Annotated in this window: 13 protein-coding genes; all 13 read left to right on the forward strand. The window is 56.0% G+C overall.

The genetic code is table 11. The features are described 5' to 3' along the window. Nucleotides 1–115 precede the first annotated feature (115 nt). The 13 genes from ilvI (at nucleotide 116) to murG (ending at nucleotide 15184) form a co-directional block, all read left to right on the forward strand. Entirely contained in the window at nucleotides 116–1840 is a 1725-nt protein-coding gene (gene ilvI, locus O1721_RS07390; protein WP_015572665.1) for an acetolactate synthase 3 large subunit, read from the forward strand. Nucleotide 1841: 1 nt separating this feature from the next. Further along, complete coding sequence (gene ilvN, locus O1721_RS07395) at nucleotides 1842–2333, forward strand: acetolactate synthase small subunit (RefSeq protein ID WP_003856371.1); 492 nt, start codon at nucleotides 1842–1844, stop codon at nucleotides 2331–2333. Between the two features lie 179 nt (nucleotides 2334–2512). Beyond that, complete coding sequence (gene cra / locus O1721_RS07400) at nucleotides 2513–3517, forward strand: catabolite repressor/activator (RefSeq protein ID WP_003856369.1); 1005 nt, start codon at nucleotides 2513–2515, stop codon at nucleotides 3515–3517. A 591-nt stretch (nucleotides 3518–4108) separates the two neighbouring features. After that, nucleotides 4109–4567 (forward strand): division/cell wall cluster transcriptional repressor MraZ, encoded by a 459-nt coding sequence (gene mraZ / locus O1721_RS07405; RefSeq protein WP_006810119.1) that lies wholly within the window; start codon nucleotides 4109–4111, stop codon nucleotides 4565–4567. A gap of 2 nt (nucleotides 4568–4569) precedes the next feature. Beyond that, complete coding sequence (gene rsmH, locus O1721_RS07410) at nucleotides 4570–5511, forward strand: 16S rRNA (cytosine(1402)-N(4))-methyltransferase RsmH (protein ID WP_003856366.1); 942 nt, start codon at nucleotides 4570–4572, stop codon at nucleotides 5509–5511. Then, nucleotides 5508–5873, forward strand: a complete 366-nt coding sequence (gene ftsL / locus O1721_RS07415) for a cell division protein FtsL (RefSeq protein WP_003856363.1) — start codon at nucleotides 5508–5510, stop codon at nucleotides 5871–5873. The genes rsmH and ftsL overlap by 4 nt, the downstream gene beginning before the upstream one ends. Before the next feature lie 15 nt (nucleotides 5874–5888). After that, entirely contained in the window at nucleotides 5889–7655 is a 1767-nt protein-coding gene (ftsI, locus tag O1721_RS07420) for a peptidoglycan glycosyltransferase FtsI (RefSeq protein ID WP_003856361.1), read from the forward strand. Continuing rightward, nucleotides 7642–9129: a UDP-N-acetylmuramoyl-L-alanyl-D-glutamate--2,6-diaminopimelate ligase gene (gene murE, locus O1721_RS07425; protein ID WP_479953716.1), complete on the forward strand. Its 1488-nt coding sequence runs from the start codon at nucleotides 7642–7644 to the stop codon at nucleotides 9127–9129. Before ftsI ends, murE begins: the two co-directional genes overlap by 14 nt. Continuing rightward, nucleotides 9126–10484: a UDP-N-acetylmuramoyl-tripeptide--D-alanyl-D-alanine ligase gene (gene murF / locus O1721_RS07430; RefSeq protein ID WP_032647243.1), complete on the forward strand. Its 1359-nt coding sequence runs from the start codon at nucleotides 9126–9128 to the stop codon at nucleotides 10482–10484. The genes murE and murF overlap by 4 nt, the downstream gene beginning before the upstream one ends. Beyond that, entirely contained in the window at nucleotides 10478–11560 is a 1083-nt protein-coding gene (gene mraY / locus O1721_RS07435) for a phospho-N-acetylmuramoyl-pentapeptide-transferase (RefSeq protein ID WP_003856353.1), read from the forward strand. Before murF ends, mraY begins: the two co-directional genes overlap by 7 nt. A gap of 2 nt (nucleotides 11561–11562) precedes the next feature. Continuing rightward, entirely contained in the window at nucleotides 11563–12879 is a 1317-nt protein-coding gene (gene murD, locus O1721_RS07440) for a UDP-N-acetylmuramoyl-L-alanine--D-glutamate ligase (protein WP_032647246.1), read from the forward strand. Further along, a complete protein-coding gene (gene ftsW, locus O1721_RS07445; RefSeq protein ID WP_003856348.1) occupies nucleotides 12879–14123 on the forward strand; it encodes a cell division protein FtsW in 1245 nt (414 codons plus the stop codon). The genes murD and ftsW overlap by 1 nt, the downstream gene beginning before the upstream one ends. Beyond that, the gene (gene murG, locus O1721_RS07450; protein ID WP_045324555.1) at nucleotides 14120–15184 is read left to right on the forward strand and encodes an undecaprenyldiphospho-muramoylpentapeptide beta-N-acetylglucosaminyltransferase; all 1065 of its coding nucleotides are present in this window, start codon (nucleotides 14120–14122) and stop codon (nucleotides 15182–15184) included. Before ftsW ends, murG begins: the two co-directional genes overlap by 4 nt. Nucleotides 15185–15214 lie beyond the last annotated feature (30 nt).

Here is a 15214-nt window from a genome sequence, read left to right on the forward strand (position 1 = left end):
ACGAGCGGTTAAGGTATCCATCACTCTGCACATTATAAGATGGATTCACCCTGTCAGAAGACGGCGCGGAAATGAATTCTGTTGACCGTCTATAACAAAAGCCTGGAGGCAAAGCATGGAGATGTTGTCTGGCGCGGAAATGGTCGTCCGATCGCTTATCGATCAGGGCGTGAAACAAGTGTTCGGCTATCCCGGAGGCGCGGTTCTCGATATTTATGACGCGCTGCACACGGTAGGCGGTATTGATCATGTTCTGGTTCGTCATGAACAGGCTGCTGTGCATATGGCTGACGGCCTGGCCCGCGCCACGGGCGAAGTGGGTGTAGTGCTGGTCACTTCGGGGCCGGGAGCGACCAATGCCATCACCGGCATTGCGACTGCGTATATGGACTCTATTCCACTGGTCATTCTCTCCGGACAGGTGGCGACGTCACTGATTGGCTATGATGCGTTTCAGGAATGCGACATGGTGGGGATCTCACGCCCCGTGGTGAAGCACAGCTTTCTGGTTAAGCAAACGGAAGATATCCCGGGCGTGCTGAAAAAAGCCTTCTGGCTGGCCGCCAGCGGTCGTCCTGGGCCAGTGGTTGTCGATCTGCCAAAAGATATTCTCAATCCCGCGAATAAACTGCCTTACCTGTGGCCTGAGTCGGTGAGCATGCGTTCGTATAATCCGACGACGCAAGGGCACAAAGGCCAGATTAAGCGTGCGCTGCAAACGCTGCTGGCTGCGAAAAAGCCCGTAGTCTATGTGGGGGGCGGCGCCGTCAATGCAGCCTGTGAAACGCAACTACGCGAACTGATTGAGAAGCTGAACCTTCCTGTCGCGTCATCGCTGATGGGGCTGGGGGCATTCCCGGCTACCCACCGTCAGGCGCTGGGCATGCTGGGTATGCATGGCACCTATGAAGCCAATATGACGATGCACCATTCTGATGTGATTTTTGCCGTCGGCGTACGTTTTGACGATCGCACCACCAATAACCTGGCGAAATACTGTCCGAATGCGACGGTGCTACACATTGATATCGATCCTACTTCTATCTCTAAAACGGTGCCGGCGGATGTGCCCATCGTGGGGGACGCACGACAGGTGCTGGATCAAATGTTGGAACTGCTGGCGCAGGAGACCGCCTCTCAACCGCTGGATGAGATCCGTGACTGGTGGCAACAAATCGAACAATGGCGCGGCCGTCAGTGCCTTAAATACGACACGCAGAGTGAAAACATCAAGCCGCAGGCGGTGATCGAGACGATCTGGCATCTGACCAAAGGCGAGGCGTATGTCACTTCTGACGTAGGCCAGCATCAGATGTTCGCTGCGTTGTATTACCCGTTTGATAAACCGCGTCGCTGGATCAACTCAGGCGGGCTTGGCACGATGGGCTTTGGTCTGCCCGCCGCGCTGGGGGTGAAGCTGGCGTTGCCGAACGAAACGGTTATCTGCGTAACGGGTGATGGCAGTATACAGATGAATATTCAGGAGCTTTCTACTGCGCTGCAATATGAGTTGCCAGTGCTGGTGCTTAACCTGAATAACGGTTACCTCGGTATGGTGAAGCAGTGGCAGGATATGATTTATTCCGGCCGTCACTCTCAGTCTTATATGAAGTCACTTCCGGACTTTGTCCGTCTGGCTGAAGCCTATGGTCATATTGGCATGCGGGTAACCGATCCGTCAGAGCTGGAAGCGAAGCTCGGCGAAGCGCTTGAGCACGTTAAAAACAATCGCCTCGTCTTCATGGACGTCATCGTCGACGGCACAGAGCACGTTTATCCGATGCATATCCGTGGCGGTGGTATGGATGAAATGTGGTTAAGCAAAACGGAGAGAACCTGATATGCGCCGGATATTATCTGTATTACTGGAAAATGAGTCGGGCGCACTGTCACGCGTCATTGGGCTTTTTGCGCAGCGCGGATACAACATTGAAAGCCTGACCGTTGCGCCGACCGATGATCCAACGCTCTCCCGCATGACGATCCAGACTGTCGGCGATGCAAAAGTGCTTGAGCAGATCGAAAAGCAATTGCACAAGCTGGTCGACGTGTTGCGCGTCAGCGAGCTGGGGCAGGGGGCTTACGTCGAACGTGAAGTGATGCTGGTGAAAATTCAGGCCAGCGGTTATGGCCGTGAAGAGGTCAAGCGTAACACGGATATTTTCCGTGGGCAGATCATTGACGTCACGCCTTCTATATATACTGTGCAGCTTGCCGGAACGAGCGATAAGCTGGATGCGTTCCTGGCCTCCGTCAGGGATGTGGCAAAAATTGTTGAAGTTGCGCGCTCTGGCGTTGTTGGCCTCTCGCGCGGCGATAAAATCATGCGTTAGTTGCGCAAAAGGTTCGCCTCTTTCAGCCCGGTAGCCAAAGCCGGGCTTTTTTTTGCGTAATCCGCCGACAACGCGGACAAAAGCGGTTGCCGTGAAAGCTATTCTGCGTTTAGATGTTAAAATATTTAACCATAACCTTGACAGGGCCATGGACTTTTTTCTTTTTTTGAGGGGCAATTGTGAAACTGGATGAAATCGCCCGGCTCGCCGGCGTGTCGAGAACCACGGCCAGCTATGTGATTAACGGTAAAGCAAAGCAGTATCGTGTCAGCGATAAGACCGTTGAGAAAGTGATGGCAGTCGTTCGTGAGCATAATTACCATCCGAATGCTGTCGCCGCAGGTTTACGTGCCGGACGCACCCGCTCGATTGGCCTGGTGATCCCGGATCTGGAAAACACCAGCTATACCCGCATCGCCAACTATCTTGAACGTCAGGCTCGTCAGCGGGGCTATCAGCTGTTGATTGCCTGCTCCGAGGATCAGCCCGACAACGAGATGCGCTGCATTGAGCATCTGCTGCAACGTCAGGTTGACGCCATCATCGTGTCGACCTCTTTACCACCCGAGCATCCTTTCTATCAGCGCTGGGCGAACGATCCATTCCCGATTGTGGCGCTGGATCGTGCTCTGGATCGTGAACATTTCACCAGCGTCGTAGGTGCCGATCAGGACGATGCAGAAATGCTGGCTGCCGAGCTGCGTACCTTCCCGGCGGAAACGGTGCTCTATCTTGGCGCTTTGCCTGAACTATCCGTGAGCTTCCTGCGTGAACAAGGGTTCCGTACGGCGTGGAAAGACGATCCGCGTGACGTTCATTATCTGTATGCCAACAGCTATGAGCGCGAAGCGGCTGCTCAGCTGTTCGAGAAATGGCTGGAAACGCACCCGATGCCGCAGGCGTTGTTTACCACCTCGTTTGCCCTGTTGCAGGGGGTGATGGACGTGACGTTACGTCGCGATGGCAAGCTGCCATCCGATCTGGCGATTGCGACCTTCGGCGATAACGAACTGCTCGACTTCCTGCAATGTCCGGTGCTGGCCGTGGCTCAGCGTCACCGCGACGTCGCCGAGCGCGTGCTTGAGATTGTTCTGGCAAGCCTGGATGAACCCCGCAAACCGAAACCCGGGCTTACCCGTATCAAACGTAATCTCTATCGGCGCGGGATTTTGAGCCGCCATTAATATTTCCACAGGGGCGGTAAAACTGCCCCTTTTGCGGCGCATTTATTGCGGGAAATAATTCCCGGATAAAAATTAGGATTTATCTCTAAGATTCGTAGCCAGCTATTTTTCTGAATCCGTTTTGGCGTTAAAAAGCGCAATTATAATTTTTAACGGGCATTCTTTTGTATTGTTTTGTTACAAACAGCCGCCAGCCGATGAATATTCAGCCATTTTTTACTCTCCCCTTCAGCCCTCAATGTACACGAACGAATCCATATTGCCTTGCGCTTAATCTGGTGCTGTTATCCCCCGGCGATATGCCTTAAAATGCTGCCCGCGTCGCAAACTGACACTTTATATTTCCCTGCGATGATATTGAGTGAGTCTTAACGCTCGTGTGCATATTCGGTTTTTTTCTTACAAATATTCATAACGTTAATTTTGCCTCGCCAGTTGTGTAGTTATTAGCCTGGTCACTCTTGCTCTGTAAATACGGTGCTTTCGCGCCGGTATAGAGAGAGTCCTGGCTTGACAAGCTTTTCCCTCGCTCCGTAAACTCCTTCAGGTGGGAATTTGTGGGTTAAAGTGGTGAGGAGGGGTGAGGCTGGCATGTTCCGTGGAGCAACGTTAGTCAATCTCGACAGCAAAGGGCGTTTATCGGTACCAACCCGATACCGCGACCAGCTGATTGAGAACGCTTCGGGTCAACTGGTTTGCACCATTGACATCAACTCCCCCTGCCTGCTGCTTTACCCTTTGCCTGAATGGGAAATCATTGAGCAAAAGCTGTCGCGACTGTCGAGCATGAACCCGCAAGAACGCCGCGTGCAGCGGTTGTTATTGGGACATGCCAGTGAATGTCAGATGGATAGCGCCGGGCGATTATTGATTGCGCCTGTGTTGCGGCAACATGCCGGTCTGACTAAAGAAGTGATGCTGGTCGGGCAGTTCAACAAGTTTGAACTGTGGGACGAAACGACCTGGTATCAACAGGTCAAGGAAGATATCGACGCTGAGCAGTCTGATTCCGCAACATTATCGGAACGGCTGCGGGACTTGTCTCTATAAATATGATGGAAAATTATAAACATACAACGGTGCTGTTGGATGAGGCCGTTAACGGCCTGAATATTCGTCCAGACGGCATCTATATTGATGGCACTTTTGGTCGCGGTGGTCACTCGCGTTTGATCCTCTCCCAGCTTGGAGCGGAAGGACGCCTGCTGGCAATTGACCGCGATCCGCAGGCGATTGCCGTTGCGCAAACCATCGATGATCCTCGCTTTTCCATCGTGCATGGACCTTTCTCTGCGCTTGCGGATTATGTCGCTGAGCGCGGCCTGACCGGCAAGATCGACGGGATTCTCCTCGATCTTGGCGTCTCTTCACCACAGCTTGATGATGCAGAACGCGGCTTCTCCTTTATGCGTGATGGGCCGCTGGATATGCGTATGGACCCCACTCGCGGCCAGTCTGCCGCTGAATGGTTACAAACTGCTGACGAAGCGGATATTGCCTGGGTAATCAAAACCTTCGGTGAAGAACGCTTTGGCAAACGTATTGCGCGCGCCATCGTGGAGCGCAACCGCGTTGAGCCAATGACCCGTACCAAAGAGCTGGCAGAAGTCATCGCGGCGGCAACGCCGGTGAAGGACAAGCACAAACATCCTGCGACCCGTACCTTCCAGGCGGTTCGTATCTGGGTAAACAGTGAACTGGAGGAAATAGAGCTGGCGCTAAAAAGCTCGCTCGACGTGCTGGCCCCGGGTGGGCGGTTATCCATCATCAGCTTCCATTCGCTGGAAGATCGCATCGTAAAACGCTTTATGCGTGAACAGAGCCGCGGTCCGCAGGTTCCAGCTGGGCTGCCGATGACGGAAGAACAACTCAGAAAGCTGGGAGGCCGTCAGTTGCGAGCATTAGGCAAGTTGATGCCGGGCGAAGAAGAGGTGGCAGAGAATCCACGTGCCCGTAGTTCAGTGCTGCGTATTGCAGAGAGGACGAACGCATGATCAGCAGAGTGACAGAAACCCTAAGCAAAGTTAAGGGATCGTTAGGAAGCAACGAGCGCCATGCTTTGCCTGGCGTGATCGGCGACGATCTTTTGCGGTTTGGGAAGCTGCCACTCTGCTTGTTCATTTGCATCATTGTGACGGCAGTCATGGTGGTCACCACCGCTCACCATACCCGTTTATTGACTGCGCAGCGCGAACAGATGGTACTGGAACGCGATGCGCTGGATATTGAATGGCGAAATCTGATCCTTGAAGAAAACGCGCTCGGCGATCACAGCCGGGTTGAACGGATCGCAACGGAAAAACTGCAATTACAGCATGTTGATCCTTCGCAGGAAAATATCGTAGTACAAAAATAAGGGAAAACGCGACGCATGAAAGCAGCGGCAAAAACGCTAAAACCAAAACGCCAGGAAGAACAGGCCAACTTTGTCAGTTGGCGTTTTGCGTTGCTTTGCGGCTGCATTTTACTGGCGCTGGGTTTCCTGCTGGGACGCGTGGCGTGGCTACAAATCATCGCGCCTGACATGCTGGTGCGTCAGGGGGATATGCGTTCTCTGCGCGTGCAGGAAGTTTCTACCTCTCGTGGGATGATCACCGACCGCTCCGGGCGTCCGCTGGCGGTGAGCGTGCCGGTGAAGGCGATCTGGGCCGATCCGAAAGAGTTACACGACGCAGGCGGGATCACGCTTGATAACCGCTGGAAGGCGCTCTCAGACGCGTTGAAAATGCCGCTGGATCAGCTGGCGTCGCGCGTTAACGCCAACCCGAAAGGGCGCTTTATCTATCTTGCCCGTCAGGTGAACCCTGACATGGCTGACTACATTAAGAAACTGAAGCTGCCGGGCATTCATCTGCGGGAAGAATCCCGCCGTTACTATCCTTCGGGCGAAGTCACCGCGCACCTGATTGGTTTTACCAACGTGGATAGCCAGGGGATTGAGGGCGTTGAAAAAAGCTTCGACAAGTGGCTTACCGGCCAGCCTGGCGAGCGAATCGTGCGTAAAGACCGCTATGGTCGCGTCATTGAAGACATTTCCTCGACAGACAGCCAGGCCGCGCACAACCTGGCCCTGAGTATTGATGAACGCTTGCAGGCGCTGGTCTATCGTGAGCTGAACAACGCCGTCGCGTTTAACAAGGCGGAATCGGGCAGCGCCGTGCTGGTGGATGTGGCGACAGGTGAAGTGCTGGCGATGGCCAGTAGCCCCTCATACAACCCGAATAATTTTGCCGGTACAGCAAAAGATGCAATGCGTAACCGCTCCATCACCGATGTGTTTGAACCCGGCTCAACCGTAAAACCTATGGTGGTGATGACGGCTCTACAGCGAGGCATCGTCAACGAAAATACCGTTCTGAATACGATCCCTTATCGAATTAACGGTCACGAAATCAAAGACGTGGCACGTTACAGCGAACTGACCCTGACCGGGGTCTTGCAGAAGTCGAGTAACGTCGGTGTGTCAAAACTGGCGTTAGCGATGCCGTCCTCAGCGTTAGTAGATACTTACTCACGTTTTGGGCTGGGAAAGGCGACCAATTTGGGGTTGGTCGGAGAACGCAGTGGCTTATATCCTCAAAAACAACGGTGGTCTGACATAGAGAGGGCCACCTTCTCTTTCGGCTACGGGCTAATGGTAACTCCCTTACAGTTAGCGCGAGTCTACGCAACGATTGGCAGCTATGGCATTTATCGTCCGCTGTCGATCACCAAAGTTGATCCACCGGTTCCGGGGGAACGTGTTTTCCCGGAATCTATCGTTCGTACCGTCGTGCATATGATGGAAAGCGTCGCGTTACCTGGCGGTGGCGGCGTGAAGGCCGCAATTAAGGGCTATCGTATCGCCATTAAAACCGGTACAGCGAAAAAAGTGGGGCCGGACGGCCGCTATATCAACAAATACATTGCCTATACCGCAGGCGTAGCGCCTGCAAGCAATCCGCGTTTTGCGCTGGTGGTCGTCATCAACGATCCGCAGGCGGGTAAATACTACGGCGGCGCCGTCTCCGCGCCTGTGTTCGGGGCTATTATGGGCGGCGTGTTGCGCACCATGAACATTGAACCGGATGCGCTGGCGACGGGCGAAAAAAGTGAATTTGTAATTAATCAAGGCGAGGGAACAGGTGGCAGATCGTAATTTGCGCGACCTTCTTGCTCCGTGGGTGCCTATGCTACCTGCGCGAGCACTGCGAGAGATGGTACTGGACAGCCGCGCAGCGGCTTCTGGCGATCTTTTTGTGGCAGTAGTGGGTCATCAGGCGGACGGGCGTCGTTATATCCCGCAGGCGATTGCGCAAGGTGTTGCTGCCATTATTGCTGAGGCCAAAGATGAGGCAACAGACGGTGAGATCCGTGAAATGCACGGCGTGCCGGTCATCTATCTCAGCCAGCTGAATGAGCGTCTCTCCGCACTGGCAGGACGTTTTTACAACGAACCTTCCGACCAGTTAAAGCTGGTTGGCGTGACAGGAACCAACGGAAAAACCACCACCACTCAGCTGATGGCGCAGTGGGCGCAGCTGCTGGGCGAAGCCGGTGCCGTCATGGGCACGGTGGGGAACGGTCTTCTGGGCAAAGTAAGCCCGACGGAAAACACTACAGGCTCGGCGGTTGACGTGCAGCGTGTGCTGGCGGGCCTCGCTGAGCAGGGGGCGACCTTCGCTGCGATGGAAGTCTCTTCCCATGGTCTGGTACAACATCGCGTGGCGGCCCTGAAATTTGCTGCCTCTGTCTTTACTAACCTGAGCCGCGATCACCTTGATTATCATGGTGATATGGAGCACTACGAAGCGGCGAAATGGCTGCTTTATTCCACTCACCACCACGGGCAGGCGATCATTAACGCCGACGACGAAGTCGGTCGCCGCTGGCTGGAAAAACTGCCGGATGCGGTGGCGGTGTCGATGGAAGATCGCATTAATCCGAACTGCCGCGGCCGCTGGCTGAAGGCGGTCGAGGTGAACTACCACGATAGTGGGGCGACGATCCGCTTCGCTTCCACCTGGGGCGAAGGTGAAATTGAAAGCCGCCTGATGGGGGCCTTTAACGTCAGTAACCTGCTGCTGGCGCTGGCGACGTTGCTGGCGCTGGGCTACCCGATGGCGGATCTGCTGAAAACGTCTGAGCGTTTGCAACCGGTCTGTGGCCGCATGGAAGTGTTCAGCGCGCCGGGCAAGCCGACGGTGGTCGTGGATTACGCACACACGCCGGATGCGCTGGAAAAAGCGCTGGAAGCGGCGCGTCTGCACTGCGCAGGCAAGCTCTGGTGCGTGTTTGGCTGCGGTGGCGATCGCGACAAGGGCAAACGTCCGCTGATGGGCGCCATAGCTGAGCAGTTCGCGGATATTCCCGTGGTAACCGATGACAACCCGCGTACCGAAGAGCCGCGGGTCATTATCAATGACATTCTGGCGGGCATGCTGGATGCGGGTCGTGCGCGCGTGGTGGAAGGCCGTGCGGAGGCCGTGACCAACGCCATTATGCAGGCGCAGGAGAACGATGTGGTTCTGCTGGCCGGTAAAGGTCATGAAGATTATCAGATCGTCGGCAATCGTCGTCTGGATTACTCCGACCGCGTGACGGCAGCGCGTCTGCTGGGAGTGGTGGCATGATTAGCATTACGTTAAGCCAGGCCGCTGCGGTATTGCAGGGGATGCTGCATGGTCAGGATCTAACCATTGAGGCTGTGACCACCGACACCCGTAAGGTGACGGCGGGCTGCCTGTTTGTGGCGCTGAAGGGCGAGCGTTTTGACGCCCACGATTTTGCGCAACAGGCTAAAGATAACGGCGCGGGCGCGCTGCTGGTCAGCCGTAAGCTCGATATCGATTTGCCGCAGATTGTGGTGAAAGATACGCGCCTGGCGTTTGGCGAGCTGGCGGCATGGGTTCGCCAGCAGGTGCCAACACGCGTCGTGGCGCTGACGGGCTCGTCGGGTAAAACCTCCGTTAAAGAGATGACGGCGGCGATCCTTAGCCAGTGCGGTAACACGCTTTATACGGCGGGCAACCTTAATAATGACATCGGTGTACCGATGACGCTGCTGCGCCTGACCCACGAGCATGAATATGCGGTGATTGAGTTAGGGGCTAACCATCAGGGCGAAATCGCCTGGACCGTGAGCCTGACGCGTCCGGAAGCGGCGCTGGTGAATAACCTGGCGGCGGCACATCTTGAAGGTTTTGGTTCGCTGGCCGGTGTGGCGAAAGCGAAAGGTGAAATTTATACCGGACTGCCGGATGACGGCATCGCCATTATGAACGCCGATAACAACGACTGGCTGAACTGGCAGAGCATCATTGGTTCACGCAAAACCTGGCGCTTCTCACCGAATGCGGCAAACAGTAATTTTTCGGCGACCAACATTCATGTGACGTCACACGGCACCGAGTTCACCCTCACGACCCCAACGGGCGACATCGAGGTGCTGCTGCCCCTGCCCGGTCGTCATAACATCGCCAATGCGCTTGCTGCGGCAGCGCTCTCAATGGCGGTAGGTGCCTCACACGCGGCGATCAAAGCAGGTCTGGCAAATTTAAAAGCCGTGCCGGGGCGTCTTTTCCCGATCCAGCTGGCTGAAAACAAACTTCTGCTGGATGACTCCTACAACGCTAACGTCGGCTCCATGACGGCGGCCGTGCAGGTCTTGTCTGAGATGCCGGGCTATCGCGTGATGGTTGTGGGCGATATGGCCGAGCTGGGTGATGAAAGCGAAGCCTGCCATGTTCAGGTGGGTGAAGCGGCGAAAGCCGCCGGGCTTGACCGCGTATTGAGCGCAGGCACGCTGAGCAAGGCCATTTCCGATGCCAGTGAAGTTGGCGAACATTTTGCCGATAAATCTGCACTGATCGAACGCCTGAAGGCATTGATTACAGAAAAACAGATTGTGACTGTTTTAGTTAAAGGTTCACGTAGTGCCGCCATGGAAGAGGTTGTGCACGCATTACAGGAGAACGGGACATGTTAGTTTGGCTGGCCGAACATTTGGTCAAATATTACTCAGGCTTTAACGTCTTTTCCTATCTGACGTTTCGCGCCATCGTCAGCCTGCTGACTGCGCTGTTCATCTCGCTGTGGATGGGCCCGCGCATGATTGCCCGTCTGCAAAAACTCTCTTTCGGCCAGGTTGTACGCAACGATGGTCCGGAATCGCACTTCAGCAAGCGCGGTACGCCGACCATGGGCGGGATCATGATCCTAACCGCGATTGTGGTGTCCGTTCTGCTGTGGGCCTATCCGTCTAACCCCTATGTCTGGTGCGTGCTGACCGTGCTGGTTGGCTACGGGATCATCGGTTTTGTTGATGACTACCGCAAAGTCGTGCGCAAAGACACTAAAGGGTTGATCGCCCGTTGGAAGTATTTCTGGATGTCGGTGATTGCGCTGGGCGTGGCCTTCGCGCTTTACCTGGCAGGAAAAGACACCCCGGCCACCGAGCTGGTGGTGCCGTTCTTCAAAGACGTGATGCCGCAGCTGGGGCTGTTCTACATTCTGCTGGCTTACTTTGTGATCGTCGGCACCGGCAATGCCGTCAACCTGACCGATGGTCTGGACGGCCTGGCCATCATGCCAACCGTGTTTGTTGCGGGCGGTTTCGCGCTGGTGGCGTGGGCGACCGGTAACATGAACTTTGCAAACTACCTGCACATCCCGTACCTGCGACATGCGGGTGAGCTGGTGATCGTCTGTACGGCGATTGTCGGGGCGGGGCTGGGCTTCCTGTGGTTTAACACCTATCCGGCGCAGGTCTTTATGGGCGACGTCGGTTCACTGGCGCTGGGCGGTGCGCTGGGCATTATCGCCGTGCTGCTGCGTCAGGAGTTCCTGCTGGTAATCATGGGCGGTGTGTTTGTGGTTGAGACGCTGTCGGTGATTTTGCAGGTCGGTTCCTTCAAGCTGCGCGGTCAGCGCATCTTCCGTATGGCACCGATTCACCACCACTATGAACTGAAAGGCTGGCCGGAGCCGCGCGTCATTGTGCGCTTCTGGATTATTTCGCTGATGCTGGTGCTGATTGGCCTGGCAACGCTGAAGGTACGTTAATCATGGCAGATTACCAGGGCAAAAAAGTCGTTATCATCGGGTTAGGCCTCACCGGCCTCTCCTGCGTGGACTTTTTCCTTGCACGTGGCGTGACGCCGCGCGTGATGGATACGCGCGTCTCTCCGCCGGGTCTGGACAAGCTGCCGGAGCAGGTAGAACGCCACCTGGGTGGTCTGAATGATGAGTGGCTGCTGGCCGCCGATCTGATTGTTGCCAGTCCCGGTATGGCACTGGCGCATCCTTCCCTGAGCGCCGCCGCGGATGCAGGCGTTGAGATTGTCGGCGATATCGAACTGTTCTGCCGGGAGGCGCAGGCCCCGATCGTCGCCATTACCGGTTCAAACGGTAAAAGCACCGTCACCACGCTGGTGGGGGAAATGGCGAAGGCGGCGGGCAAAAATGTCGGCGTGGGCGGTAACATTGGTCTGCCCGCTCTGATGCTGCTTGATAAAGGGTGTGAGCTGTTCGTCCTTGAGCTTTCCAGCTTCCAGCTGGAAACCACTTCAAGCCTGCATGCGGCGGCGGCGACGATCCTAAACGTCACCGAAGATCATATGGACAGATACCCGTTCGGCTTGCAGCAGTACCGTGCGGCCAAACTGCGCGTTTATGAAAATGCCAAAGTTTGCGTAGTGAATGCCGATGATGCACTCACCATGCCGGTGCGCGGCGCAGACGAACGCTGCATTAGCTTCGGTATTAACATGGGTGACTATCACCTTAATCGTCAGCAGGGCGAAACCTGGCTACGCGTGAAAGGTGAGAAAGTGCTGAACGTGAAAGAGATGATGCTCTCCGGCCAGCATAACTACACCAATGCTCTGGCGGCGCTGGCGCTGGCGGATGCCGTTGGCCTGCCGCGATCTTCAAGCCTGAAGGCGCTCACCACCTTTACCGGCCTGGCGCACCGCTTCCAGCTGGCGCTGGAGCACAACGGCGTACGCTGGATTAATGATTCCAAAGCGACCAACGTGGGTAGCACCGAGGCGGCACTGAACGGTTTGCACGTTGATGGCACGCTATACCTGCTGCTGGGCGGCGACGGTAAATCGGCTGACTTCTCCTCGCTGAAGCAGTACCTCAACGGTGATAACGTGCGCCTGTATTGCTTTGGCCGCGATGGCAGCGAGCTGGCAGCGTTGCGTCCTGAAGTCGCCGAGCAAACCGAGACCATGGAGCAGGCGATGCGCCTCATCGCCCCACGCGTGAAGCCCGGCGATATGGTACTGCTCTCACCAGCCTGTGCCAGCCTCGATCAATTCAAGAGTTTCGAACAGCGGGGTGATGTCTTTACCCGCCTGGCGAAGGAGTTAGGCTGATGCGTTTATCTCTCCCTCGCCTGAAAATGCCGCGCCTGCCAGGATTTGGTATCCTGGTATGGCTGTTTACGGCGCTGAAAGGCTGGGTGATGGCTTCCCGGGATAAAGATTCCGACAGCCTGATCATGTACGACCGCACGCTGTTCTGGCTCACGCTGGGGCTGGCAGCGATCGGCTTTATTATGGTCACCTCGGCGTCAATGCCTGTCGGACAGCGTCTGGCAAATGACCCGTTCCTGTTTGCCAAGCGTGACGGGCTGTACATCATTCTCGCGTTCTGCCTGGCGCTGATCACCTTACGCCTGCCGATGTCGTTCTGGCAGCGGCACAGTACGGCCATGCTCATCGCCTCAATCATCATGCTGTTGATCGTGCTGGTTGTCGGGAGCTCCGTTAACGGGGCATCACGCTGGATTGCCTTTGGCCCACTGCGTATTCAGCCTGCGGAGTTCACCAAACTGTCGTTGTTCTGCTACCTGGCTAACTACCTGGTGCGTAAAGTTGACGAAGTTCGTAACAACCTTCGTGGCTTCTTAAAACCGATGGGCGTGATTCTGGTCCTCGCGATCCTGCTGCTGGCGCAGCCCGACCTCGGTACGGTAGTCGTACTGTTTGTCACTACGCTGGCGATGCTGTTCCTGGCGGGCGCAAAACTGTGGCAGTTCATTGCCATCATCGGGATGGGGATTTCGGCGGTGGTGCTGCTGATCCTCGCCGAACCCTACCGTATCCGCCGTGTGACCTCGTTCTGGAACCCATGGGAAGATCCGTTCGGCAGCGGTTACCAGCTGACGCAGTCGCTGATGGCGTTTGGCCGCGGCGAAGTCTGGGGTCAAGGCCTGGGCAACTCGGTACAAAAACTGGAGTATTTACCGGAGGCGCACACCGACTTCATCTTCTCCATTATTGGGGAAGAACTGGGTTATATCGGTGTGGTATTGGCGCTATTAATGGTATTCTTCGTCGCTTTCCGCGCCATGTCGATTGGCCGGAAAGCGCTGGAGATCGATCACCGCTTCTCCGGTTTCCTGGCCTGCTCAATTGGTATCTGGTTTAGCTTCCAGGCGCTGGTAAACGTTGGGGCGGCAGCGGGTATGCTGCCGACCAAAGGTCTGACGTTGCCGTTGATCAGTTATGGTGGTTCGAGTCTGTTGATCATGTCGACGGCCATTATGTTTTTGTTACGCATAGATTATGAAACGCGTCTGGAGAAAGCTCAGGCGTTTACACGAGGTTCACGATGAATCAACCGAAGCGGTTAATGGTGATGGCAGGCGGGACCGGCGGACACGTGTTCCCGGGACTGGCGGTTGCGCACCATTTAATGGAACAGGGCTGGCAGGTACGCTGGCTGGGAACCGCAGACCGCATGGAAGCCGACCTGGTACCTAAACACGGTATCGAGATCGACTTTATTCGTATTTCTGGCCTTCGTGGCAAAGGGATCAAGGCGCAGCTGCTGGCGCCGGTGCGCATTTTCAATGCCTGGCGTCAGGCGCGCGCCATTATGAAGCGTATTAAGCCTGACGTCGTTCTGGGCATGGGCGGTTACGTTTCCGGTCCGGGCGGACTGGCGGCGTGGTCACTGGGCATCCCCGTTGTTCTGCATGAGCAGAACGGTATTGCCGGGTTGACCAACAAATGGCTGGCAAAAATCGCCACCAAAGTTATGCAGGCCTTCCCCGGGGCATTCTCGAAAGCGGATGTCGTAGGGAATCCGGTACGTGTGGACGTGCTGGCGCTGCCGCTGCCAGATACGCGTCTGGCGGGTCGCGAAGGGCCGGTGCGCGTGCTGGTCGTCGGCGGTTCCCAGGGCGCACGTATTTTAAACCAGACGATGCCGCAGGTTGCGGCAAAACTGGGTGATGCGGTGACCATCTGGCACCAGAGCGGGAAGGGCGCTCAGCAGACCGTTGAGCAGGCCTACGCGCAGGAAGGTCAGCCGCAGCATAAAGTGACTGAATTTATTGATGATATGGCCGCAGCCTATGCCTGGGCCGATGTTGTGGTCTGTCGCTCGGGCGCGCTGACGGTGAGCGAAATCGCCGCCGCCGGTTTGCCGGCGCTGTTTGTGCCGTTCCAGCACAAAGACCGACAGCAGTACTGGAATGCGCTGCCGCTTGAGAAAGCGGGCGCAGCGAAGATTTTTGAGCAGCCACAATTTACCGCTGACGCGGTCGCCACTACCCTGGCGGGCTGGAACCGGGATGTATTACTGGAGATGGCGCAACGCGCACGCGCGACCGCTATCCCGGATGCAACGGAACGGGTGGCAAAAGAAGTGAGCCTGGCAGCCCAGGCATAATTCTCGCAGTGCGTGTTGCGCTGCACGATT

The organism is Enterobacter cloacae complex sp. HYC033_NIDB, from assembly GCF_056673335.1.